Here is a 25,025-nt window from a genome sequence, read left to right as displayed (position 1 = left end):
GCTGAGATCTGATGGTTAAGGAAACCCTGAAACCGACTCAAAAATCTTTTAAAGTCGATCCGAAATTGATTCGCAATGTGCGGGAATGGGCGATCGAGGCGGTGTTATTTTTGGCGGCGTTTTCTTCCGTCGCCACGACGATCGCGATCCTGTTTATTTTGATCGAAGAGTCGGTGCTCTTTTTTCAAGAAGTTTCGATCTTTGAATTTTTGACGGCGACGGAGTGGACTCCCCTCTTCGGCGATCCGCAATACGGGATTTTGCCCCTCGTTTCGGGGACGATGGTGACAACGGTTGTCGCCCTGTCGGTGGCGATCCCCTTCGGGACGATCGCGGCGATTTATTTGAGCGAATTTGCCCCCCTTCGCCTGCGGGAAGTCATCAAACCCTGTCTGGAATTGTTAGCAGCCATTCCGACGGTGGTTTACGGCTATTTTGCCCTGCTATTCGTGACGCCTTTACTCCAGCAAGTCTATCCCGAATTGCCGGGATTTAATATGCTGTCGGCGGGGTTGGTGATGGGGTTGATGATCCTGCCCTTCATCAGTTCGGTGAGTGAAGATGCGATGCGATCGGTTCCCGTGGAACTGCGGGAGGGTTCCTATTCGATGGGGGCGACTCGCCTACAAACATCACTGCGGGTGGTGTTTCCGGCCGCGATTTCCGGCATCAGCGCCGCCTACATTTTAGGCGCTTCTCGGGCGGTTGGAGAGACGATGATCGTGGCGATCGCGGCGGGTTTGCAACCGAAATTGACCTGGAATCCCACGGAACAAGCTGCCACAATTACCGCCTACATCGTCCAAGTTAGTTTGGGCGATTTACCCCACGGAACCCTGGAATATCGGACGATTTTCGCAGCCGGTTTGACCCTGGTTTTGATAACCCTTTGCCTCAATATTATCGGGCATTTCCTCGCCAAACACTATCGAGAAATTTACTAAAAAATGCCAGAAAGTTTGGAAACGATTCGCGCCGACATTTCCCGGCGAAAAATGTTCGACCTCATCTTTATGATCGTCGGGCTGATGGTGATTTTCGTCGCCATATTAGTTTTGTTGGGATTGACGCTGCAAATGGCGATCGAAGGCGCACCCCGTCTCACGCCGGAATTTTTCACCTCTTTTCCCAGCCGTAAACCGGAACAAGCCGGGATTTTATCAGCCTGGGTGGGGACGACCTTGGTGATGCTGGTGACGGCGTTTGCTGCGGTTCCCCTCGGCATCGCTGCGGGTATTTATTTAGAAGAATATTCCCGCAAAAACTGGATCGCCGATATCATCGAAATCAATGTCACCAACTTGGCGGGGGTTCCGTCGATTATTTACGGATTACTTGCCCTCGGTTTGTTTGTCTATCAGTTGGATTTGGGGCGCAGTATTTTATCGGCGGGGCTGACGCTGGCGCTGCTGATTTTGCCGGTGGTTATCGTGACGACTCGGGAGGCACTTCGCGCCATTCCCAGTCACTTGCGGGAGGCGGCTTATGCCTTGGGGGCGAGTCGGTGGCAGATGATTTGGGATCATATTTTACCCTACTCGTTCGGGAGTATTTTGACGGGCGTTATCATCGGTTTGTCGCGGGCGATCGGAGAAACAGCCCCGGTGATTACGATTGGCGCCCTGACGTTTATCGCCTTTTTACCGGAGTCTCCTTTTACCAATGAATTTCCCTTTTTTACCTTCGATTGGTTGCGAGAACCGTTTACGGTGATGCCGATTCAAATGTTCAATTGGGTGTCCCGTCCGAACCCGGAATTTCACGCCAACGCGGCGGCGGCGGGGACGGTTTTGGTGGGGATGACGATTTTGATGAATGGGGTGGCGATTTACATCCGCTATCAGTTTCGTCGGGGGGTGAAATGGTGATTTTTTGAGATCCCCCCCAGCCCCCCTTAAGAAGGGGGGAGTTGGGTTAAAGAACCCTTGAGAAGGGGGGAGTTGGGTTAAAGATCGATATCCGATGTTCCGGAAGAATCCCCCCCAGCCCCCCTTGGTAAGGGGGGAGTTGGGTTAAAGAACCCTTGGTAAGGGGGGAGTTGGGTTAAATAACTTGAATTGACTTTCGATTTTTACAAGATGAAAGATAAAGCGATCGCACTCCAAATAGCCAAGGCAGAAGTCAGAAATCTCAACTTCTACTATGATTCTTTTCACGCCCTAAAAAATATCAATTTGGTCGTCCCGGAAAAGCGAGTTACGGCGTTGATCGGGCCGTCCGGCTGCGGCAAAACGACGCTGCTGCGGTGCTTCAACCGGATGCACGACCTCTATCCGGGAAATCGCTACGAGGGGGAAATTTTACTGGATTCAATTGATATTTTGGGAAAGGCGATCGACCCCATCGAAGTGCGGATGCGGATCAGTATGGTGTTTCAAAAGCCGAATCCGTTTCCGAAATCGGTGTATGAAAATGTTGCCTATGGGTTGCGGTTGCGGGGGGTGAAAAAACGGAGTGCGATCGATGAAAAAATCGAACAGGCTTTGCGAGAGGCGGCGTTGTGGGATGAGGTGAAAGATCGCCTTCACGATCAAGCCTACAACCTTTCGGGGGGGCAGCAGCAGCGGTTGTGCATCGCCCGGGCGTTAGTGGGAAATCCGGAAATTATTCTATTTGATGAACCGACTTCTGCCCTCGATCCGATCGCAACATCAAGTATTGAGGGTTTGATGAGTGACTTGAAACAGCACGTCACGATTTTGATCGTCACCCACAGTATGCAGCAGGCGGCGCGTTTTTCGGATTATACGGCGTTCATGTATCTGGGTGAATTGCTGGAATTTGGATCGACATCGGAGGTTTTTACCAATCCGTCTAATAAGAGAATGGAGGATTATTTGAACGGGCGAATCGGGTAGTCAAGAAAAGAAACCGGGTTTCTATGAGGGTGCGTCCTTCCCAACCCAAAATGTAAGTATAAACCCGGTTTCTAGACTCGGGTGTGGGGAAGAAACCGGGTTCCTATGAAGGTTTTTTCTTTCTCACTGGAGATTGTATGAGAAACCCGGTTTCTAATTTTCGTTTCGAGTGATCGCGATTTTCTGTTATATTAGGTTAATATGACGTTTGCGTGACTCCCAATGTGGCAGGTTCGTCCCTCCCTAGAATTACCCGATTGGCTGATTCCCGAAATCCGACGCCATGCCCCGCAGGTGTCCGGATATCACCTCGCCCAACTGCTGCTGGAACGGGGAATTTCCACCCCCGAAAAATTGGCGGGATTTTTGCAGACGGAGTGCTATCAACCGGCGAGTCCCTTGGAATTTGGGGCGGAAATGGAACGTGCGATCGCCCGTTTAATTTCGGCCCGCGATCGCCTCGAAAAAGTCGCCATTTGGGGAGATTTCGACGCCGACGGCATCACGGCAACTTCCGTTTTGTGGGACGGTTTGGGAGAGTTTTTTGGCGAGTCCCTTTCCTACACCATCCCCAACCGCTTCACCGACTCCCACGGACTCCACGCCAAGGGCATCGAAGCCTTGGCGGAGGGGGGGTGCACGTTGATCGTCACCTGCGACACCGGCAGCACCAATTTGGCGGAATTGGAACTCGCAAACCGCCTGGGAATTGATGTCATCGTCACCGATCACCACAGCTTACCCGACACTCGTCCCCCCGTCGCTGCCATCATTAATCCCCGCAATTTGCCCGCCGATCATCCCCTCTATTACCTGTCCGGGGTGGCGGTGGCTTACAAGTTGGTGGAGGCGTTATATTTTGAGTTGCCGGAGGTGCCCCGGCGTCCGTTGTCGGCGTTGTTGGATCTGGTGGCGATCGGGTTGATCGCCGATTTGGTGGAACTTCGGGGGGACTGTCGCTATTTGGCACAATTGGGGATTCAACACCTGCAAAAACAACTGAAAACCCCCACCCGTCCGGGAGTGGCAAAACTGCTGAAATTTTGCAAGGGAAGTGGCGATCGCCCCACGGATATTTCCTTCGGTATCGGGCCGCGAATTAATGCCGTCAGTCGCATCCACGGCGACGCCAGTTTTTGTGTTGAATTACTAACCAGCCGGGACGAAAAGCGGTGTCATCAATTGGCGTTGGAAACGGAACTTGCCAACACCCGCCGCAAGGAGTTGCAGCGAGATGTCCTCTGGGATGTGCAGAAAAAATTGCAGAAATTGGATTTATCAACGACTCACGCGATCGTCCTCAGCGATCCCCAATGGCCCGTGGGGGTGCTGGGACTGGTGGCGGGGCAAATTGCCCAGGAATACGGACGCCCCACGATTTTATTGAGTACCGAGGGGGCAGCGGAAACCGGACTAGGACGGGGTTCTGCCCGTTCGGTTCATAATATCGACCTGTATGAATTGGTTCGCAGCCAAGCCCCTTTATTGCACCGATTTGGGGGTCATCCCTACGCGGCGGGGTTGAGTCTTCCGGTGGAAAATATCCCGTTATTTGCGGAAGGAATCGATCGCCTCCTGGGTGAACGGATGGGGGGGCTGCTGTCCCTCGAACCCGTGATGACCGCCGATTTTGTCTGTACCGTTTCCGAGTTGGGCTATGATCTATTTCAAGAGTTGAAATTACTCGAACCCTGCGGCATAGGAAATCCGGTGCCAAAGTTCCTAATCAAAAATTGCTGGTTTGGCGATATTAAAAACAAGAATCAAACCGATCTTCGAGGTCGGAAGGTTCGCTATATTAAAACAACTTTTAAGTTATTTGATGAGTCTTGTGAATCGGGGTTTCCGGGGGTTTGGTGGGGTCATTACGAGTATGAATTGCCCCGGGGCCGCTGTGATGTGATAGCGGAATTGGATTTCAATGCTCATCAAAAGCAGTATGAGGCGCGACTGGTGGCGGTGCGATCGGCAGTTGGGGCGACGGAAACGACTCCCGAACCGATTCAAATTGATGAAATCATGGATTTAAGAAATAACGAAAATCGAGATATTCTCGATTTAGAGAATGGCAAAAAACCGCTGATTTTGAAAAAATGCCCGACCAGTTGGGACGAAATGCGGATTTGGTTTCGGCGGGCGTTCAATCAGGGTAAAAAACTGGCGATCGCCTATTCTAACCCCCCGAATCCCTCCCCGGTTGAGGTGTGGGAAACATTGGTGGGTATCGCCAAATATTTGAGTCGGACACATCAACCTGTCACCCGGCAAAAATTACTGGCAAAGTTGAAGATCGGAGACGTATCATTAAAGCGGGGGTTCGATTGTCTAAAATGTCTGGGATTTCAGGTCGAATATCAAACGGATGGGGAGGCGAAACGGCAGTTTTTGATTCGGGCGGATAAGGGAGCGATCGCGGACGCTTCCCATCCCGAATTATCGGCTTTGTTGGACTTATTTTTTTCCACCATTCGAGAAGAACAATTCAGACAGCAATATTTCTGCAATGTTTCTCTGAATACCATTTGTGCGATCGCCCATCAGACGATTTTGTTGGGTGAAGAAGAAAACCCGCTTGGGAATCAATTCCCAAGCTAACAGCACAAATCCTCTTCAGAGGATTATATCATTACAGATATTATTGTCGAAAAGCCATAGTTTCGACCAGTCCTCTGTGCCTGGAGTGGTGAACTATTCTTCCACCTGATAACCCAACTCCGCCAACTGAGTTCGGGACTGCCGCCATTTCGGTTGAACCCGGACGAATAACTCCAAATAAACCTTCCCGGCGACCAACTTTTGAATCTGCTGGCGGGCGGCACTTCCAATGTTTTTCAACATCTGTCCGCCCTTGCCGATAATAATCCCTTTTTGGGAGGGGCGTTCGACGTTGACGGTGGCGAGAATGCGGGTTATTGTCGGTTCTTCGACGACTTTATCGATCGCGATCGCCACCGAATGGGGCACCTCTTCCCGCGTTTGTAGGAGGATCTGTTCCCGGATCAATTCTCCCATGATAAACCGTTCCGGCTGATCCGTCACCAGATCCGGCGGGTAATAATAGGGGCCGCAATCGAGCTTTTCAATTAACAGATTTTGTAGGGCTTCCACGCCCTCCCCCGTCAGGGCAGAAAACTTGGCGATCGCCCAATGATTGGCTTCCGCAAAGGGGCGATAACTGTCTTCTATCGCCCCCGAATCCGTCGGTCGTTGGTCAACTTTATTCAAGCCCAAAATAACCGGAACTTCCGCATTTTCCAACAACTCCACGATGTAGCGATCGCCCCCGCCGGACATCACCGAACCGTCCACCACGAACAGCAGCACGTCCACCGATGCGATCGCCGCTTTAGCATTCTGAACCAAAACCTTTCCCAGTTGGTGGTGGGGCTTGTGAATCCCCGGCGTATCGACGAAAATAATTTGGGCGTCCGGCGTCGTCAAAATGCCCCGCAGTCGATTCCGCGTCGTCTGGGCGACGGGGGAAGTGATCGCGATTTTCTGTCCCACCAACTGATTCATCAGGGTGGATTTTCCGACATTCGGGCGCCCGATAATCCCCACGAACCCGGACTTGTAACCCTCCGGGGCGGTGGGGATGGTGACGGCAAAAGATGAGTCCATAATGAATTGGGGTGTCGGGTGTAGATCTTTTATGTTATCACGCGGGACTCACTCCGACTACTCTAGAAACCGGGTTTCTACGACATCTCTCCATCCCCAGCCGAACCGTTCAAAGAAACCCGGTTTCTTACTCAAAAACCCGGCTTTGCTCCCCTCTCCCAAAGTTGGGAGAGGGGCTGGGGGTGAGGGCGAGTGGCTTGGTTATTCCGATATAATTTCTCGAATTTCTTTTGCTGTAATGTCTGTTTGTTCGGATTTAGAATATATGGTTAACAGGATTATTTTTGTCTCTTTTTTTGAGGTAATATATCAGTCGATATCCTCCACTTTTTCCTTTTTGTATATCCCGATTTCTGATCCGAAGTTTGAATACTGCCGAGCCAACCCCTGGAATCTGTTCCCCGAGAATTTGACCGCCTTGAAGTTGCTCGATCGCTGGCTCAATATCCCGTCGAATATTCCGATATCGCTTCTGAAGGATTCGGACTCTGCGGACAAACGTTGGTGATAGTTCGATCTGAAACACTGACCGATCTTCACTCATTTTCCTCATCCTCATCCCACAGAGCAGAAAGGGGTAAGGTTTGACCCGCCTTGGCTTCTTGCCAACCCTGTTTCAAGCTCTCTAATACGATGGATTTTGGTTCGTCATCGGGATCGTTTTCTAAAAGGATAATCACCCGGACGCGACTTTCTGCCGCCAAGTTCAAGGGTTGTTCGAGTTGCAAGTTACCTTGGGCATCGACAATTGCAATGGCTTCTACAGCTTCCATAACCATCAATTTAAAACATCCACTACCATTATATAGCAAAAGCGATCGCACCATCCCACCGACGACTCTAGAAACCCGGCTTTTCTCCCCTCTCCCAAAATTGGGAGAGGGGCTGGGGGTGAGGGCGAGTCACAGAAGCCCCCCTAGCCCCCCAATTTTGGGGGGAACAAGAGAAGAATTGGCTCCCCTCTCCCAAAATTGGGAGAGGGGCCGGGGGTGAGGGCGAGTGGCTATCGGGTAAACAGCGATTTTCTACACTGGAATTAAACACTATTAATCATATTTTTTGCTATAATAGCTGAAAGGGTATTCTGGGAATTGGAAACGATGAACATTACTTTACAGGCGGAACAAGAGCAGTTTATTCAGTCCCTCGTTCAAATGGGAAAGTATCAAACGGCAGAAGATGCGATCGCGGCGGCTTTGGAACTGCTGAAAGAACAGAATCGCCAACGGGATGAGATGCGTTTGTCCGAACTCCGTCAAAAAATTGCAGTGGGGACGGAGCAAATTTCCCGAGGGCAGGTGACAGATGGAGAGGAAGTTTTTGCCCGACTTCTCCCCGGTTAACTGTTGGCTTTGGCTGCGTCATAGTTGTCATAAATGGTCATTTCAGGGCTATCCCAGTCCTCTGAGAACGTCGCCAAACTGGCGCGGAGAAATTCGGCTTGTGTGCGGTCAATTCCTTGAGATGCTAAGTCAATTTCACTCGACTCGACAAACGTGACAATTACACGAGTTCCTTCCGGCATATTATTGGGGTTTTCGATTAAATCGATCCGTCCATTTCGGTAAATTCCTTGAACACTAACTAGCATTTTTTCCCTTAAACTTGACTCGAATCAATTATAGTTTCAACCCAAAATTATATCACATCCAGTTGGTCGGTGGGGTTGAACAGGAATGAAACCCAACATCAGGTTATCGCTTTTCTCCCCTCTCCCAAAGTTGGGAGAGGGGCCGGGGGTGAGGGCGAGTGAAAAATTGTCCGGGGCGACGTTAGATTTCCAACTCTTCCATTAATTCGGCTTCTGTATACTGCATGAAGTCAACTTTGTAGCGGGACAAAGCATTGATAAACTCGCCGCGACTTAACCCGGCAATTTCGGAGGCTTTGGCTTGAGAGATGTCCCCGAGTTCGTACCATTTGACGGCCGCCGCAATTCGCATTTCTCGGACAAATTCATCGGGATTCTTCCGCAGGGCTGAAAATGCACTGGTTGGGATTTCGACGGGAATTGTCGTGTACATGGTTTTTTAAGAGCGATCGCTTCATTTGACTATTTTATCATGGTCTTGGGGATATGGCGGATGATACCCTCGCGGAATATAGGGAATAGAAAGCGATCGCATCATCCCACCGACAACTCTAGAAACCGGGTTTCTACGACATCTCTCCATCCCCATCCAAATCTTCCAAAGAAACCCGGTTTCTAACTCAAAAACCCGGCTTTTCTCCCCTCTCCCAAAATTGGGAGAGGGGCCGGGGGTGAGGGCAAGAAATCTTTTAACTGAATAAATTGCGGATGAATTGCACGAAACGGCGGTACAACTGGCGGAGTTTTTGCCAGGGGGTGAGAGGCGACGGCGGCGGCGTTTCCAATTGTTGGATGGCGACGTCGCACTCTTCGATTTTGTGTTCGAGTTGCAGTTGTTGATACAATTGGCGGGCGTTGCGGTAGGCACCAAGGGCGTCGGGAATACGATCGCATTTGGTGAGGGTTTTGCCGAAGTTATACCAGATTTCGGCTTGTCTCAGTGAGGATTGAATCTCATCGGCGATGGTTAAGGCTTGTTGATAGAAAGAAAGAGCTTGTTGATAGTCTTCTAAACCATCATAGGCTTCGCCCAAATTGTTTAAAGAATAGGCTTCCCCCCGTCTGTCGCCGATGTCCCGAAAGATTTCCAGAGATTGTTCGTAAAAGGCGATCGCTTCCGTGTGGCGTCCGAGGGAATAGTAAGCGTTGCCCAAATTGTTTAAAGAATAGGCTTCCCCCCGTCTGTCGCCGATGTCCCGTGCGATTTCCAGAGATTGTTTGTAAAAGGCGATCGCTTCCGTGTGGCGTCCGAGTCGCACCAGTAGGGTGCGTTAATGAAATTTCAACACCGCCTCAATAGTTGTTTGAATTTTGAATTTTGAATTTTGAATTTTTATGGTGGGTTACGGGGCCGATGAAATGTTGTGGGTTGTTCCGAAAGATTACGGCCGCGCCTAGCCCACCCGACTGGATTGTATCCTCGTTCCGGATCGTTCGGGAATCCGCCGGGGGGTTTGGTGTGTTGTTCGACCCGTTTTCTCGCGATGATTTAGGTAAAATTGATAGATAGCGGACGAGTCAAGTTGTGGCAAAAATCGCGATCGCGTCCGCAACGTGAATGGAGCAATCGATATGTTAACGGGTCCCAAAGGGGAGACGGAATCGCCGAACGGCGCCGTCAAACACGATTTTACAGCCGATACACCGAAACGATCGCCCCTGCGCCGACCGAAAACTTGGGCCGTCGCCGCGATCGCTGCCGGAGTCGTGGCCCTGCCCGTCGTCGGGTATCAGGTCTTCAATCGCAACTCCGGCCAACTCGAAACCGTGGAAACCCTGACGGTTCCGGTGGAGGCGAAGGACCTGACCGTGCGGATCTCGGCCAGTGGCGTGGTGCAGCCCGTGCGGCGGGTCAACCTGAGCCCGAAAACCCAGGGTCGCCTACAGGAATTATACGTCGAACAGGGCGATCGCGTGGCGGCGGGCCAGGTCATCGCCAGGATGGAAAGCAATGAAATCGAAGCCCAACTCCGCCAAGCCGAAGCCCGGTTGCAGCGGGCCGAAGCCAATTTAGATAAATTGCAAGCCGGAAGCCGTCCCGAGGAAATTGCGGCGGCGCGGGCACGGTTGGATCGGATGCGGGCGCGTCTGGACGAGTTGGAAGCCGGAACCCGCCGGGAGGAAGTCGCCGGAGCCCGGGCGCGACTGGAAGAGGCGGAAAGTCGCCTGTCGGACGCCCGAACCGGGAGTTTTCAGAACGAGATCGAACAGGCCCAGGCGCGACTGGAGGCGAATTTGGCCGAGTTGGAATTGGCCGAGGAACGGGTTCGGCGATACGAAAGTTTGAGGGCTCAGGGGGCGATCTCCGAGGATGCCCTGGACCAGTATCGGCGCGATCGCCGTCGCCTGGAAGCCCTGCAGGACGAGGCGGAACAGCGAATCGAACAGTTGCGGGAAAATCGGCGATCGCAGATCGACCAGTTGGAAGCCGCCGTGGAACAGGAACGCCAGAATTTGCGAAAATTGGAAAACGGCACCCGCCCGGAAGCGATCGCCCAGGCCGAGGCGGATGTGGCGGAGGCCCGCAGCCAGTTGGACGAACTGTTGAACGGAACTCGCCCCGAAGATATCGCCGCCGCCGAGGCGGATGTCCGGGAGGCGGAAGGCCAGGTTCGCTTCTATCAGGTGCAGGTGGAAGATAGCAACATCCGCGCCCCGTTCGCCGGCATTATCACCCAGCGCTATGCGGTGGAGGGGGCCTTTGTTACCCCTGCTACTTCGGCATCGGACGCGACGTCGGCGACCTCGACTTCGATTGTCGCCTTGGCGAAGGATTTGGAAGTTTTGGCGAAAATTCCCGAGGCGGATATTTCCCAACTTCGACCCGATCAAAAAGTGGAAATTGTGGCGGATGCGTACCCGGATCAAGTGTTTGAAGGGCGAGTGCATTTGATCGCGCCGGAAGCGGTGAAAGAGCGGGACGTGACCCTGTTCCAAGTCCGCATCGATATCCAGACGGGACAGGATCAATTGCAGTCGGGAATGAACGTGAATTTGCGGTTTGTGGGGGACACCCTCGACAATGCCCTGGTGGTTCCGACGGTGGCGATCGTCACCAATAAAGGAGAGACGGGGGTGCTGCTTCCCGACGAGAACGGGGAACCGGAATTTTACCCCGTGACCCTGGGATCGCAGATCGGAAATGAGATCCAAATTTTGGAGGGAATTACGACGGGCGATCGCGTGTTTATCGAGTTGCCAGAAGGGCAGAGTTTGGAAGAGATCGTCAAATAAATTAACCGATTTCAGCATAACGGAAAATGTCCGATATTCGCGATAGTATCAATTCGATTTTGCCAATCCGCGATCGCACTCCCAAAAGGCGCAGTATTTTGGTCGCCCTCAGCGGCATCGACGGCTGCGGGAAAGGCTACCTCACGGCTAAGATTATCGAGGGTTTGAAGGCGGCGGGGATGAATGCGATCGCCATCCACGGAGACGGCTGGCTGAACCTTCCCGAACGGCGGTTCAATTCTGACAATCCCGGCGAACATTTCTATCAAAATGCTTTCCGTTTCGAGGAGATGTTTTCCCAACTCGTTTTGCCATTGCGCGATGGGCGATCGATCCGCCTTGAAACCGACTTTTTAGAGGAGACGGACACCGCCTATCGCCGACACCTTTATCAATTTAAAAATGTGGATGTGATTGTACTGGAGGCGATTTATCTGATACAGCAAAAATTCATAAATAATTACGACTTTTCAATCTGGATCGACTGCGGTTTTCAAACTGCCCTGAAACGGGCGTTATCCAGAAATCAGGAAGGCTTGTCGGAGCGAGAGATAATCGATGCTTACCGCACCGTATTTTTCCCCGCCCAAATCATCCATTTTCAACGGGACGATCCGAAACGTCTGGCGGGTGCGATCGTCAACAACGATCCGGAAATAACCGAATTTAAAGACTATCCAAAATTGAACGAAAATCTCGTTGTTGGGCTTCAGCCCCACCGGGCGGTAAAGCGCTACAAATAACCCTTGAAAAAAACAACAAATAATGAATATATTTGAAAGCATAAAAATGTCGTCCACAACGCTGCTTGCCAACAAGATGCGAAGCAGCCTGACGATGCTGGGAATCATCATCGGAAATGCCTCCGTCATCGCCATGATCGGCATCGGGGAAGGGGCGCAAAGTTTTGTCAACAATCAGGTTAATTCTCTCGGTCCCAACGTCCTATTTATCGTCCCGGGAAGCCCAGAGGCGCAACGCCAGCCCGTCTATCCGCCCCAAAATTTAATTTGGGAAGATGCGGAAGCGATCGCGGAACAAGTCCCCTCCGTCGAGGCTGTAGCACCCTCCTTGAATGCCAGCGAATTGATGTCTTATCGGAGTAAAAATGCCACCGCTTCTCTGATCGGAACTACCCCCGAATATTTGCGAGTTCGGAACTTCGATGTCGCCCGGGGGCGGTTTATCACCGACTTGGATATCAAACGCAACGAACAGGTTGTCGCCCTGGGTTCTGAAATCGCCGAACAACTGTTCGGAAATGAAGATCCCATCGGCAAACAAGTCCGACTCAAAGACATCACATTACAAGTGATCGGAGTCATGCAGCCGAAGGGATCGACATTCGGCAGCAACCAAGATATGAACGCCTTCGTCCCCATCACCACCGTCGCCAACCGCATCGTCGGACGCACCTCACCCTACGGCTTGCAAGTGACGTTTATTTCCGTTTCGATTCAAAATGAAGATCAGATGCGGGCGGCACAATTTCAAATCGAAAATCTCCTGCGGCTGCGGCACAAAATTACCGACGAAGATGATTTTACTGTCCGCAACCAAAAAGACCTGATGAACACCCTCGGACAAATTACCGGAGCCCTGACATTGATGCTGGCGGCGACGGCTTCGATTTCCTTATTAGTTGGCGGAATTGGCATCATGAATATCATGCTGGTTTCCGTCACCGAAAGAACCCAAGAAATCGGTTTAAGGAAAGCAATTGGTGCGTCCCAAAATGACATTTTAATTCAGTTCATGATCGAAGCGGTGATCCTAGCCGCAGCGGGGGGCGCGATCGGCACCGGATTGGGAATTAGTGGCGTGTTAATTGTGGGGATGCTGACGCCTTTGGAAGCCGGAATTTCGACGGCTGCGATCGCGGTAGCGGTGGGCGTTTCCGGGGGTATCGGATTATTTTTCGGAGTCGTGCCCGCCCGACGCGCCGCCAAACTCGATCCGATCGTTGCCCTCCGCAGCAATTAGGACTTGGGGAAGGATAACGGAAAAACAATTTCGTCCCTCCCCCGATCGCCAGTTGTTACCGAAATTTTCCGGATTCAAACTATATTTGCGCTAAAAATTGTGATATAAACGGTGCGTTCCTTTTAGCGACAAAATTTAGGACGTGAAATCGATACAATTGTTGTCCCGCAGTTTGCTGGGATTGGGGTCTTTACTCTTGCTTTCCGGCTGTGGAAATTGGGGCGATCGCGCCGCAACCTCGAAACAGACCGTTTTCGGAACATCTCAGGAGGCGATCGCCACACCCGTCCAATTTGAACGAAAATCGGTCAACGACGGGGGTGGCTATTTCTGTTCGGACGGCCGGACGGCTTTGGGACCGTTCACCGAAAAAATGGTTCAAAAGTGCCTCGACTGGGGCGGCGGTTCGGCTTGCCGGTCCGATCGCTGGTCCGAGGATTTATTTTTAAACGCCTACGGAACAGGTCGATGTCCCGACGGTGCCCGCTTCAACCGCATCGCGAGTTACTGCGTGGAAGGAAAAAACGCCCTGGGGCCGTTTCCCGAGACGTTGATCGCCGCCTGTCAAAAACGGGGTGGGGGGACTTCCTGCCATTCAAATCGCTGGAATTCGCAGTTTTTATTCGGTCTGATGCGGGATGAAGGGTTAATTGACCTTCCCGAAGGCCGTCCGCCGCAATTCGTGTTGTTGGCTTTTGACGGATCGCGATCGCTCGACGCCTGGAATAAATCGCGGAATTTCGCCAAAGAAATGGAGGCGAAAGGGATACCCCTGCGGTTCACCTATTTTATCAGCGCGGTTTATTTTATCAACGATGGCGATCGCCAACTTTACGACGCTCCAGCCGGCAAGGGAGTCGGACGATCCGCGATCGGCTGGGGAGGGACAACCGAGGAAGTCAAACAGCGGTTAGATCAACTCAATTTTGCCTATCAAGAGGGTCACGAAATCGCCTCCCACGCCGTCGGACACTTCGACGGCAGTCGCTGGAGCGAGGCGGACTGGACGAAAGAATTTGACGCTTTCGATCGCTTGATTTTTGATTCCTACAAAATCAACAATTTGGACGGTTCTCTCGCCTTCGATCGCGCCGCAATTGAAGGCTTTCGCGCACCGGAATTGGGGCGAGGATCGGGATTGTACAAAACCCTGCAAAAGAAGGGATTTCGCTACGATACCAGCCAGGTCGCCCAAGCCGACTACTGGCCCCAAAAGCAAAATGGGGTTTGGAATTTTCCGCTGGCGAGTTTGAGGACGGCAAAAAGTGGCAAAAATGTCCTGTCGATGGACTACAATTTTTATTACGCCCACTCGAAAGCCCGACCCAATTCTGCCAATGCAAAATTCTACGAGGAGGACACCTATCAGACCTACATGAACTATTTCAAGGCCAACGACGAGGGCAATCGCGCCCCCGTCCACATCGGCCACCACTTTTCCGCCTGGAATAACGGGGCCTATTGGAATGCGATGTTCCGGTTCGCGGAGTCGGTTTGCGGACAGCCGGAAGTCCGGTGCATCACCTACGGCGAATTAGCCGATTTTATGGACTTGCTGACGCCCGAACAAATTGCCGCCTATCAAAAGGGAGAGTTTCCGAAAAGATCAGCCGAGGCGGAAGCGAATCCCCAGGCAGTCTCCCCATTTGAGGAACCCCAGAGAGAATCCGCAAATTTCTGTCAGATTTAGGGTAATTATTGCCCTTTGCGGTCGGGGCAATTTGCAATTCGCCCCGACGGTTGGATGCGATGACGGCGATCGCTCCGTAAAATTACGGAGTGATTTTGGGTCATTACCCGATCGCGACCTTCATTTTTCAGTAAATCCACTGTTGACTTCCCGTTTCAGAGCAGAAAAAATTAAAGGTAGGGGAATCGGTGTCGCACATATAGAGGAACGTTTTGGCGAGAGGAGTTTTTGTTGTTTCTGATACATCTTGAATCCGGGTGCAAATGGACTGAAGTGACGGCCTTTTGATTGGAGATGCATAAACCGGCGGACTCTCCCCTAAAGACAAATCGAGCAATCGAGTGTGCGTGCTTTCTAGATTTACAGAGTGTCCTCATGAATATGTCTTCTTTGGAAACCGTATGGTTTGAGTATCAGAATCTGGATCTTCTCGTCATCCAGGAACTTGATCGCCAACTGGCGACCCTACCCAAAGCGACCGTCAGTTCCATCGACAGAAATCAAGCCCTGGCTCGAGTCCAACAATTTTTGCCACCGGGGTGCGACACGGCTCTGAAAGAAGGCTACAAGGAACAAACCCGACAAGTGGGCCGGATGCTGCAAGAACTGATCGCCGACGCCGTTTCCCTGTCGCTGATCCGGTTGGTGTGTGCAGCTCCGCGAGTTGCCGCCAGTTGAGACGGTGTGGCCGTCGCCCGGACGGTTCGGAGCGGCGTTGAAAATCCCGAACCCTCCCGACGACGGGCTCTCAAGGGTTGCCGAAAGCCGATGGCCAGATCTCGACCTCGGGGCGACCGGGAAATCCTTCTGAACGGGGTTTCCGGGGGAATTCGAGTCGGCGAAAATGGCAATTTGCCGGATCGGATACATTCCAAAATTTCAAAACGGTGCTAACATGAGTAACCAATCTTTCCAAAGCACTCATATTACCACCGATAACCATGAAACAATTTGCAGCACTGGCATCTGTTCTGGCGATCGCCGGCGGAACCGTTTTCAGCACCGCCCCCGCCGCCGCCGGCCCCTGTCTGTTCAGCAGCAAAAACAAGGGAGTTGACTTCACTTCTACGACCTCCGAGGGCTCGTTCTGGAGTCAAATCAAACCCCTCAAATCCGATCTCCGCATCGCCCGGTTCGGCGCCGGTGCGGCCGGGTTGGCAGTGGCGGGCGGCGTGTTTTATGCCCGCCGTCGCACGGTTGGCGGTGGGGAGCATCCGGAAGCCCCCGGCGGCGACTTCGACCTCGGGGATGAAGCGGCGGTCGAAACTGCACCCGTGGAAGCAGAAGCTTCAGAAGAACGGGAAGCGATCGCGATCAAATAATCTCAATTTAACCCAATCATAGCATTCGACAATTGGGGCGTGAAAAATTCGCGCCCCTTTTCTTGTATATTCAAAACACAGGGGTGCGGCTCAAATTTTCCGAACCAATGAAATCTAAATTACTCTGGATACTACGTTGGGGGGGGATCGGCTTTCTTTCTCTATTCGTCGCCTTGTTGGGGGGGGCGCTGCTGCCCCGGCCGTGGCGGAGCGCGGATCAAAACGACTGCGCGATCGCCATTTACCTGAGTGCCAACCCATTTCACACCGATATTTTTGTGCCGGTCAAAACGTCGGTTTTCGATTGGAATCAGTTTCTCAATTTGGCGGAAATCGGGCGCAATCCCGACGCCGATTATCGATATCTCGCCCTGGGGTGGGGCGATCGCCAGGTGTACCTACAAGCCCCGACCCTGGCGGACTTGAAGCCGACCGTCGCCCTGCGGGCGTTGCTGAGTCCCACGGCTTCGGTGATGCGGGTGCAGGGATACGAAACCCTGCCCGACCGGGCCGAATCCAACTGCATCAAAATCAGTCGAAAAAATTATTTACAATTGGTCAAAATTCTGAAAAATTCCTTCGCGACGGATGCCGGTGGAGAACCGATCAAAATCCGCCCGGGCTACGGAGTAAGGGACAGTTTTTATGAAGCGGAAGATCGGTATTCGATCGCCCGAAATTGCAATACTTGGACGGCGGAGGCGCTGCGGTCGGCGCAAGTGCGGACGCCGATGTGGCCCACCCTCCCCGCCTCCATTTTGTGGCAGGCGAGAAGTAGCTGCGAGTGCGACAGAGTATAATTAATCAACTCAATTTCCCGGAGTCGGCGGGAAGGCGGAACGGTGTCGAGGGTGGTTTGGAGTGAGAGCAAAATATCGAACGAGCGAGGATGGAATGGTTGAAGCTGAAAGCGGGTCAAAATTTAATCGATATGCGATCGGGACCCAGAATTCATCGAGGGTCGGTTCCGAACCCTACGATTTGCGATCGGAAGAACCGATCGCATCCCTCCAACGGGAATTGCAAGAATTGCGCCATTCTGTCGCGTCGCTGCAACGGGAAAACCAAAACCTGAGAACGCAATTATCCCACCGGGAAAACTCGTCCCCGGAAGACTCCCACCGCCTGCTAGAGTTGGTGATGGATCACGTCCCCCAGGCGATTTTTTGGAAAGATTGCAACTCAGTCTATCTGGGATGCAACCGCCTGTTCGCCCTCGCCGCGGGAGTGCACCACCCTCGGGAAATCGTGGGAAAAACCGACGACGATTTATCCTGGACGAAGGAAGAAGCCGAAGAATACCGGGCCGGCGATCGCCAGGTGATCGCCAGCCAACGCCCCAAACTCCGCGTCCGGGGCACGCGACACCTGCCGACGGGGGAAGTGCGGATCGTCGAAACCAGCAAAATCCCCCTCCACGACCGCCACGGCAACGTGGTGGGGGTACTCGGACTGTTCGAGGACATCGGCGACCGCCTGCAGACGGCGGAATTGCTGCAACAGCGGCTCGCGGCGATCGAAGGCAGCAGCGACGGCATTGCCATTCAAAATCACCAGCAGGAATTCACCTATGTGAACCGCGCCTATCTGAAAATGTTCGGCTATTCCGAACCCGGGGAACTGCTGGGGAAAACCTGGCGGGAACTCTACGAACCGGAGGAGATCGAACGCATGGAGCGGGACATCGTTCCCCAGATCCAAGCCGAACGTCAGTGGCAGGGGGAAGTCCAGAGCCGACGCCGGGACGGTACGTCCTTCATGCAAGAGGTGTCCCTGACGCTGACGGAGGCGGGGATGGTGTGCATCTGCCGCGACGTGACGGAACGCAAGCAGATCGAAGCCACGTTGATGCTGTACAAGCAGGCGGTCGAATGTTCCAGCGACGCCATCGGCATCGCCGACGCCCAAGGCCATCACTTTTATCAAAATCCGGCATTTTCGCGGATGTTCGATTGCGAAACGGCGGAAGAATTCAACGAATTTGGAGGCATACCCGCCACCTTCATCGACCCCACCATCGTACCCGAAATCTTTGCCGCCCTCAACCGGGGAGAGAGTTGGATCGGCGAAGTCGAACAGCGCTCCAAAAACGATCGCCGCCAACAAATTCTCCTGCGGGCCAATGCCATTAAAGACGGTGAGGGCAACGTGATCGGGGCGATCGCATCTCACACCGACATCACTGATCGCAAACAAGCCGAAGCGGCCCTGCAGCGCACCACCCAGGCCCTCAAGGAAGCCCAAGAATTAGCCCATATCGGTAATTGGGAATACGATGCCTGCAACAACACGATTATCTGGTCCGACGAGGTCTTCCGGATTTTCAACCGCGATCGCGATTGGGGTCCCCCCGGCATCCCCGAATCCCTGGAATATTACCACCCCGACGACCGCGATCGGATTCAGACCGCCCTCGGGAAGACGGTCACGGATGGAACCCCGGCGGAGGTGGAGGCGCGACTTTCCTGCGACCCCCCCCGCCACGTCCACATCAAGGTGAAAGCGGTACGGGACGGGGGCGGTCCGGTCGTCGGACTGTTCGGGACGATCATGGACGTCACCGAACTCAAACGGGCCGAAACTCACCTGCAACAAAAAACCCGAGAACTCGAGAGCACCCTGCAAGAACTCAAACGCGCCCAAACGCAATTAATTCAGAGCGAGAAAATGTCCGGCCTGGGGCAACTCGTTGCCGGAGTCGCCCACGAAGTCAACAACCCTGTCGGGTTTATTTTGGGGAATGTCGCCCACCTGCGGGGATATGTCGGCGACCTGCTGTTGTTGATCGAAACCTATCAGAAACACAACGCACAATCGCCGGAAATCGAGAAATTGATCGAGGAAATCGACCTGGATTTCTTGACCTACGACCTGCCCCAATTGATGAATTCCGTCGAGACGGGGGCGAGACGCATCCAAGCTATCGTCCAGTCCTTGAAGAATTTTTCCCGCCTGAACGAGGCGGAAATGAAAGAGGCGGACATCCACCAAGGACTCGACAGCAGCCTGACGATTCTCAACGGCCGCCTGCAACTGTCCCCCGGCGGCCCGGAAATTGCGATCGCCAAAAATTACGGCGATCTGCCCAAAATCGAATGCTATCCGGGACAGCTCAACCAGGTGTTTTTTAACATCATCAGCAACGCGATCGACGCCTTACAATGTTTGGGGGACGAAGGGACTCACCAACCCCCGCAAATTACGATTACCACGGCGATCGCGGACGACAATCGGGCGGTGATCCGCATCGCGGACAACGGAGAAGGGATGACTCAAGAGGTGCGATCGCGCATTTTCGACCCCTTTTTCACCACCAAACCGGTGGGGATGGGAACCGGATTGGGATTGTCCGTCAGCTACCAAATTATCGTCGATCGCCACAAGGGAGAGTTGGACTGCACCTCCGAGAAGGGCAAGGGTTCGGAGTTTCGGATCGAAATTCCCATCCGGCAAAGTCGTTGAAGGGTGGGAGTCGGGAGTCGGGAGTCGGGAGTCGGGAATTTTAGATTTTAGATTTTAGATTTTAGATTTTAGATTCTCCCCTGCCCCCCCTGCCTCCTCCGCCTCCTCCGCCTCCGGTCGCCTCCTCCGCGTAGCGCTATAATTGCTGTCGTTTATCTGCCCGAATTATCCATGAACGTAATACCCGCGATCGACCTGTTGGAGGGGCGCTGCGTGCGTCTGTACCAGGGAGACTACGATCGCTCCGAGACTTTCAACGAAGATCCCGTCGCCGTGGCCCGCGAGTGGGTCGCCCAGGGTGCCACCCGCCTCCACTTGGTCGATCTCGACGGGGCCAAGCGGGGGGAACCCACCAACCACGAGGCGATCGGCGCGATCGCCCGGGCCGTGGAGGTTCCGGTGCAGGTGGGGGGCGGACTGCGATCGCGCGAAACCGTCGCCGCCCTGTTCGATTTGGGCGTGGAACGGGCCATTTTGGGGACGGTGGCCGTGGAAAATCCCCAATTAGTCGCCGAATTGTGCCGGGAGTTTCCCGGACGCATCGCCGTGGGTATCGACGCCCGCAACGGCAAAGTTGCCACCAAGGGATGGCTGGAAACCTCCGAGGTGGAAGCCACCGATCTCGCCCACCGGATGGCACAGTTGGGCGTCGCGGCCATTATCTACACCGACATCCACCGGGACGGGACCCTGCAAGGCCCCAACAAAGACGCCCTGCGAGAAGTGGCGGAAATCGTCTCAATTCCGATAATCGCTTCGGGCGGCGTCAGTTCCATTACCGATTTGTTGGGGTTATTGGCATTGGAACCCCTCGGCGTTACGGGTGTAATTGTCGGTCGGGCACTGTACACTGGAGACGTGATTTTAAAAGAGGCAATTCAGGCGATCGGCCAGGGACGTTGGCAAGACGTTCCCCCGGATTTTGGCAATTCCACATTCGCTTGATCGCGGTTAAATTTTATCTTCAAAAATCCCCTTAGAAAGGGAGACTGGGAAAGGGAAATTCTCCCCCCTTACCAAGGGGGGCTGGGGGGGATGAGGGGGGGCGGGTAAATAACCGGATCTGATATCAATCGTCAAAAATCCCCTTAGAAAGGGAGACTGGGAAAGGGAAATTCTCCCCCCTTTCAAAGGGGGGCTGGGGGGGATGGGGGCTGGGGGGGGTCAATATAATTCATATTTCAATAGCGTACAAGGCAGCGCCCCATTGTACAGAGGAATGCGTTTCGACGTCCTCAAACCGATCCGCTTCGAGAGTTCCTTATTTCCCGTAAAAATATATGCCGTCCAGCCCTTAAACCGCTGCTTGAGAAGATCCCCCAAAAGCTGATATAATTCCCCCAACTCCTCGACATTTCCCAACCGTTCGCCGTAGGGGGGGTTGCAAACAATGATCCCTCCATCCGCCGGGGGTTCCACCTCCGACAATTCCGATCGCACCAACTGCAGGCGATCGCCCACCCCGCACTGTCGGGCGTTATACTCGGCTTGGGCGAGTACCTCCGGATCTCGATCGCACCCCACAATTGAAACCCCCAATTCTTCGCGTCGGCTATCCTCCGCATCCCGGCGGATCTGTTGCCACAGCGACGCATCGAAATCCGGCCATTTCATGAACCCGAAGCTGTCCCGAAACAGTCCGGGGGCGACGTTCAACGCCTTCAAACTCGCCTCCAAAGGCAACGTTCCCGAACCGCACAAGGGGTCCAAAAACGGGCGATCGCAGTCCCACTCCGCAAACTCCAACAACGCCGCCGCCAAACTTTCCTTCAGGGGGGCTTTCCCGACGGCGGGGCGGTATCCCCGGCGGTGGAGACTGGTCCCGGAACTGTCGAGGCTGAGAATGCCCCGATCGCGGTGGATATGGAGGTTAATTTGCAAGTCCGGATCGCTGAGATCTACTGTTGATCGTCGCCCAAATTGTCGCCGCTGCCGGTCCACGATCGCATTTTTGACCTGCAAGGCGGTAAAGTGGGTATGGTTGAGCTTCGTATTGCTTCCCGTGCAGTGAACGGCCAAAGTTTGGTCGGGGTGAAGGTACTGTTCCCAATCAATTTTCTGCACTTCTCGATAGAGGCGATCGGCATCCGGACAGGGGAATTTGGCGATCGGAACCAGGACGCGAAAAATCGTTCTCGCCCACAAATTAACCCGATAAAGTAGGGCGCGATCGCCGCTAAAATTGACCCCGGCAAACTCCGCTTCAACCCCGGCCGCCCCCAGCCGTTTTAACTCCTTTGCCGCCATCGGTTCCAACCCGCGAGCCACGGTTGCAAAATACTCAGACATTTGACTAAACTTCCGGGCTCGAACCGGACAACTTCTCGGTGCAAAAATTCCGGCCCAATTGTAAAATAAACATTAAATTAATCGTTTTTTGTCCTTTTCTGTGCAATTGAACTCGCCCCGGGGCGATCGTCGCGCCCAAACCGAAACGTCCCAAATCCATCAATTTGAGTTTATGGAAGTTGCAACAACTAAAGCGGCCAGAACATCTGACCGCCAGATATCATCCTCACACCACACACAGGAATGACACGTATTAAACAGAGACATTATTTTCCTTTTTTTCAGAAAGGACACCGACGACTGGCCGTGTTTCGTCTCGGTGCCCTCGCTGGTTCGCTCCTCACACGCTAGTAACTCTAGCCAACCCCCCATCAGTTTGTCAACACTTTTGAAGAAAAAAATTCTTCCGATCGCCGAAAACCCTTAAAAATCCAGTGATATTTAACCCTCTCCACACACCGACGAATGAGACATTTGCTCGGGTCCATTTCCGGGGCGATCGGGGGGTGAGACCCACCTCTGAGTCACCGTCCGCGCCTCACACCGACGTGTCAATCGTTCTCAACCAATTCAAAATCAGCGGGTTCACCACGGTTGGCCGTTCGTCGTGGGGACAGTGGCCCGTTTTGGGAATGGAAACAAACTCGACGGGGGCGCCGGTTGCCGCCAAATCCCGATAAATCTGGGCGCCCTTGATGGGAGTCCAGGGGTCATCCTCTCCCCAGATTACTAATAAAGGACGCTCCAGGCGGGGCAGAAGTTCCGACGGATGGGGGCCGGCCGGGGCCGTCAAAATCGACGCGAACACCTGCTGCGCTCCCGCGTCGTTGGAAGGTTCGTAGAGCAAATCGACCAATTCATCCGTCACCGCCTCCCGGTTGCCGTAAACTTGGCGCAGGGTGTTGCGGATGCGACGTTTCTGGCGGACTTGGTTGAACACGAACGGTCCGATCGCCGGAGAGCTCACCAACTTGGTAAAGGTCCCCATAATCACCCGCAGGGGAAAATTCAACTCCTCCGGACGGTGGTTGAGTCCCCCGGCACAATTCAACAAAACCGCCCCACGGCAGATCTCCGGGTGGTCCACCGCCACCATCAGACTCAGCAGGGCCCCGATGGAGTTGCCGACAAAGACCGCCGGTTCGCCGATGTGTTCGGCCCAGAAGTCCCGCAGCAGTTCTTCCCACAGGTCCAAACTGTAATCGACGGCGGGTTTTTCAGAGGCCCCGAACCCCAGCAAATCCAGGGCAAACACCCGGTATCCCCCCTCGGCCAAAACGGGGATATTGTGCCGCCAGTGGCCGATGGAGGCGCCGAAGCCGTGGATCAAAATCAGGGGCCGGCCGGTTCCCCGGACGGTGTAGCGGATCGCGCGATCGCGCCACGTCCAGGACTCGAACTCGAAATCGCGGGAAATACTCGGAGAGGATTGGGTCGCCGTCATCTTAATGAACTTTTGTAAACTATCTTTTACGATCATATAGCGCTTTGCGGGAAGAAACCGGGTTTCTACCGGCCACTCGGGGGGGAAATTGCAGTTTCTCTGAGAAACCCGATTTCTAGAGTTATCGGTGGGGAGGAAGAAACCGGGTTTCTACCCGGCACTCGGGTTGAGATTCGAGATCTTCTGAGAAACCCGGTTTCTAGAGCGATCGGTGGGGGGGAAGAAACCGGGTTTCTACCCGGCACTCGGGTTGAGATTCGAGATCTTCTGAGAAACCCGGTTTCTAGATCAGTCAAGGTAAGAAAATGGATAAAAACGATAAATTCAGAAAACTGAGGATATTTTTAAATGTTGTATTGGGGGCGATCGTCGCCTTCGGCAGTCCGGCGAAATCGGCCGCAGAAGCGGTGCCGCTCGATCGCACTTCGGCGCCGGAATTTTTGGACGTGCGGGGGGTGGGCGATACGGGGATGGCGGTTTCCCACCAGCAACCTTTGCCATTGACTGAAATGCTGCCGGCGAATTACTATCCGGAAGGGGTGGAAGCGGATTTTGGCAAGGCGTTGGATCGCTTCGATCCGACGGGGAAATCCTATCGCGGCGACCTCTCGTTTATCAACTGGGAAACGACGGTGGGAACCGAATGCAGCGAATTCTGGAAACCGAAGCAGGAAAATGTCTATGCGTTCGTCTCCCATCCCGACAATTTGTTAGCGGCTTATCGGCGGGGATTCAATTTAATTGGTTTGGCGAATAATCACATCCGCGATTGTATCGTCGGCGAGGGGATGGACGGGGCGCTGATGTCGGCGCGGCATTTGGAACGGTTGGGATTGCGGTTGAAAATTCGCTGGGCTTGGCACGGTGTGGGGTCTGAAAAAAACGCCTACATCAAAACGATAAAAGTCGGGAAGCGGCGGGTGCGGGTGGCGTTCGCGAGTTGGTATGTGGGGGGCGGGGATTGCACCTACGTCGCCTGTATTTCCGACAGAGAAACGGTGATGCGATCGCTCCGGGATGCCGATGCGGATCTGCGGATTCTTTCCATCCACAGTTGGAACGAAGAAACCCAGAAAATACTGGTCGAAACGGGGCGACAATTTATCCGCGAGTTTGAGGGCGATATCGTCTTCGGACACGGCTCCCACAAGTGGGAGGCGGTGCAAATTGTGGAGTCCCTTTCGGGAAAGCGGGGGGTGCTGTTCGAGAGTTTGGGGAATTTCATCCACCCCTATTTGAAACCCAGGCCGGAACAGGCGATCGCGCGGGTTTTGTTCGATTTAAAGACATTGCAACTGCGACAAATCCAGGTGATTCCCATCGCCTTGGACGGGGTTCATGCCTCTTTCGAGGGTGCGATCGCGCCGACTCAGTTGCCGGCGAATTTCACCTGGACAGTGGTGGATAGTGCCACCTGGCAAAGCGGTGTCGGCGAGGCAGTTCGCGGCGGATATGCGAATATTCAACAGTTGAAATATTGACCGCGATCGTACTCTTTCGCTATGCTATAGTAAAATCAGGGCGCCAGCCT

General features: G+C 53.6%; 22 protein-coding genes. 15 read left to right on the top strand and 7 right to left on the bottom strand.

All coding sequences use genetic code 11. The features are described from left to right. Positions 1-11: 11 nt before the first annotated feature. The 4 genes from pstC (at position 12) to recJ (ending at position 5,453) form a co-directional block, all read left to right on the top strand. Positions 12-944: a phosphate ABC transporter permease subunit PstC gene (gene pstC / locus LKE08_RS17985; protein WP_324705625.1), complete on the top strand. Its 933-nt coding sequence runs from the start codon at positions 12-14 to the stop codon at positions 942-944. Positions 945-947: 3 nt separating this feature from the next. Further along, the gene (gene pstA, locus LKE08_RS17980) at positions 948-1,868 is read left to right on the top strand and encodes a phosphate ABC transporter permease PstA (RefSeq protein ID WP_324705624.1); all 921 of its coding nucleotides are present in this window, start codon (positions 948-950) and stop codon (positions 1,866-1,868) included. A 210-nt stretch (positions 1,869-2,078) separates the two neighbouring features. Next, complete coding sequence (pstB, locus tag LKE08_RS17975) at positions 2,079-2,858, top strand: phosphate ABC transporter ATP-binding protein PstB (protein ID WP_324705635.1); 780 nt, start codon at positions 2,079-2,081, stop codon at positions 2,856-2,858. Between the two features lie 222 nt (positions 2,859-3,080). Next, a complete protein-coding gene (gene recJ, locus LKE08_RS17970; protein WP_324705623.1) occupies positions 3,081-5,453 on the top strand; it encodes a single-stranded-DNA-specific exonuclease RecJ in 2,373 nt (790 codons plus the stop codon). 93 nt (positions 5,454-5,546) lie between these two features. Here recJ and era read toward each other — a convergent pair whose 3' ends face one another. Beyond that, a complete protein-coding gene (gene era / locus LKE08_RS17965; protein ID WP_324705622.1) occupies positions 5,547-6,479 on the bottom strand; it encodes a GTPase Era in 933 nt (310 codons plus the stop codon). Positions 6,480-7,015: 536 nt separating this feature from the next. Then, entirely contained in the window at positions 7,016-7,252 is a 237-nt protein-coding gene (locus LKE08_RS17960; RefSeq protein ID WP_324705621.1) for a hypothetical protein, read from the bottom strand. A gap of 327 nt (positions 7,253-7,579) precedes the next feature. Here LKE08_RS17960 and LKE08_RS17955 point away from each other — a divergent pair, with 327 nt between their 5' ends. After that, complete coding sequence (locus LKE08_RS17955) at positions 7,580-7,822, top strand: type II toxin-antitoxin system ParD family antitoxin (RefSeq protein ID WP_324705620.1); 243 nt, start codon at positions 7,580-7,582, stop codon at positions 7,820-7,822. Here LKE08_RS17955 and LKE08_RS17950 read toward each other — a convergent pair. From LKE08_RS17950 to LKE08_RS17940, 3 genes are all read right to left on the bottom strand, one after another. After that, positions 7,819-8,070 carry a hypothetical protein gene (locus LKE08_RS17950; RefSeq protein ID WP_324705619.1) on the bottom strand — a complete coding sequence of 84 codons (252 nt, stop codon included), beginning with the start codon at positions 8,068-8,070 and terminating at the stop codon, positions 7,819-7,821. The genes LKE08_RS17955 and LKE08_RS17950 overlap by 4 nt on opposite strands. Before the next feature lie 181 nt (positions 8,071-8,251). Next, positions 8,252-8,503, bottom strand: a complete 252-nt coding sequence (locus tag LKE08_RS17945) for a UPF0175 family protein (protein WP_324705618.1) — start codon at positions 8,501-8,503, stop codon at positions 8,252-8,254. A 256-nt stretch (positions 8,504-8,759) separates the two neighbouring features. Beyond that, positions 8,760-9,329, bottom strand: a complete 570-nt coding sequence (locus tag LKE08_RS17940) for a tetratricopeptide repeat protein (protein WP_324705617.1) — start codon at positions 9,327-9,329, stop codon at positions 8,760-8,762. A gap of 313 nt (positions 9,330-9,642) precedes the next feature. Here LKE08_RS17940 and LKE08_RS17935 point away from each other — a divergent pair, with 313 nt between their 5' ends. The 9 genes from LKE08_RS17935 to hisA all read left to right on the top strand — a co-directional run bounded on the left by LKE08_RS17935 (position 9,643) and on the right by hisA (position 20,706). After that, positions 9,643-11,304 carry an efflux RND transporter periplasmic adaptor subunit gene (locus tag LKE08_RS17935; protein WP_324705616.1) on the top strand — a complete coding sequence of 554 codons (1,662 nt, stop codon included), beginning with the start codon at positions 9,643-9,645 and terminating at the stop codon, positions 11,302-11,304. A gap of 26 nt (positions 11,305-11,330) precedes the next feature. After that, on the top strand, positions 11,331-12,047 hold the full coding sequence (locus tag LKE08_RS17930) for a uridine kinase (RefSeq protein WP_324705615.1): 717 nt from the start codon (positions 11,331-11,333) through the stop codon (positions 12,045-12,047). Between the two features lie 22 nt (positions 12,048-12,069). Then, positions 12,070-13,287 (top strand): ABC transporter permease, encoded by a 1,218-nt coding sequence (locus LKE08_RS17925; protein WP_324705614.1) that lies wholly within the window; start codon positions 12,070-12,072, stop codon positions 13,285-13,287. A 142-nt stretch (positions 13,288-13,429) separates the two neighbouring features. Further along, positions 13,430-14,977 carry a hypothetical protein gene (locus LKE08_RS17920; RefSeq protein ID WP_324705613.1) on the top strand — a complete coding sequence of 516 codons (1,548 nt, stop codon included), beginning with the start codon at positions 13,430-13,432 and terminating at the stop codon, positions 14,975-14,977. A gap of 375 nt (positions 14,978-15,352) precedes the next feature. Beyond that, complete coding sequence (locus LKE08_RS17915) at positions 15,353-15,655, top strand: hypothetical protein (protein WP_324705612.1); 303 nt, start codon at positions 15,353-15,355, stop codon at positions 15,653-15,655. A gap of 263 nt (positions 15,656-15,918) precedes the next feature. Then, positions 15,919-16,299 (top strand): hypothetical protein, encoded by a 381-nt coding sequence (locus LKE08_RS17910; RefSeq protein ID WP_324705611.1) that lies wholly within the window; start codon positions 15,919-15,921, stop codon positions 16,297-16,299. A gap of 107 nt (positions 16,300-16,406) precedes the next feature. After that, positions 16,407-17,099 carry a TIGR02117 family protein gene (locus LKE08_RS17905; RefSeq protein ID WP_324705610.1) on the top strand — a complete coding sequence of 231 codons (693 nt, stop codon included), beginning with the start codon at positions 16,407-16,409 and terminating at the stop codon, positions 17,097-17,099. Positions 17,100-17,193: 94 nt separating this feature from the next. Further along, complete coding sequence (locus tag LKE08_RS17900; protein ID WP_324705609.1) at positions 17,194-19,761, top strand: PAS domain S-box protein; 2,568 nt, start codon at positions 17,194-17,196, stop codon at positions 19,759-19,761. Positions 19,762-19,932: 171 nt separating this feature from the next. Next, positions 19,933-20,706 carry a 1-(5-phosphoribosyl)-5-[(5-phosphoribosylamino)methylideneamino]imidazole-4-carboxamide isomerase gene (gene hisA, locus LKE08_RS17895; RefSeq protein WP_324705608.1) on the top strand — a complete coding sequence of 258 codons (774 nt, stop codon included), beginning with the start codon at positions 19,933-19,935 and terminating at the stop codon, positions 20,704-20,706. A gap of 219 nt (positions 20,707-20,925) precedes the next feature. On the opposite strand, the gene LKE08_RS17890 is transcribed toward hisA, so the two are convergent. Then, positions 20,926-22,050, bottom strand: a complete 1,125-nt coding sequence (locus tag LKE08_RS17890; RefSeq protein WP_324705607.1) for a THUMP domain-containing protein — start codon at positions 22,048-22,050, stop codon at positions 20,926-20,928. A 538-nt stretch (positions 22,051-22,588) separates the two neighbouring features. Then, complete coding sequence (locus LKE08_RS17885; RefSeq protein WP_324705606.1) at positions 22,589-23,494, bottom strand: alpha/beta fold hydrolase; 906 nt, start codon at positions 23,492-23,494, stop codon at positions 22,589-22,591. 305 nt (positions 23,495-23,799) lie between these two features. Between LKE08_RS17885 and LKE08_RS17880 the strand changes: the two genes are divergently transcribed. Further along, positions 23,800-24,975, top strand: coding sequence for a CapA family protein (locus LKE08_RS17880; RefSeq protein WP_324705605.1), 1,176 nt, complete (start codon positions 23,800-23,802; stop codon positions 24,973-24,975). Positions 24,976-25,025 lie beyond the last annotated feature (50 nt).

The sequence above is a fragment of the Lyngbya sp. CCY1209 genome (genome assembly GCF_035615495.1).
Lineage (GTDB): Bacteria > Cyanobacteriota > Cyanobacteriia > Cyanobacteriales > Microcoleaceae > Limnospira.
Note: the sequence above shows the minus strand (reverse complement) of the source record. Positions and strands in the feature narration are given on the sequence as shown.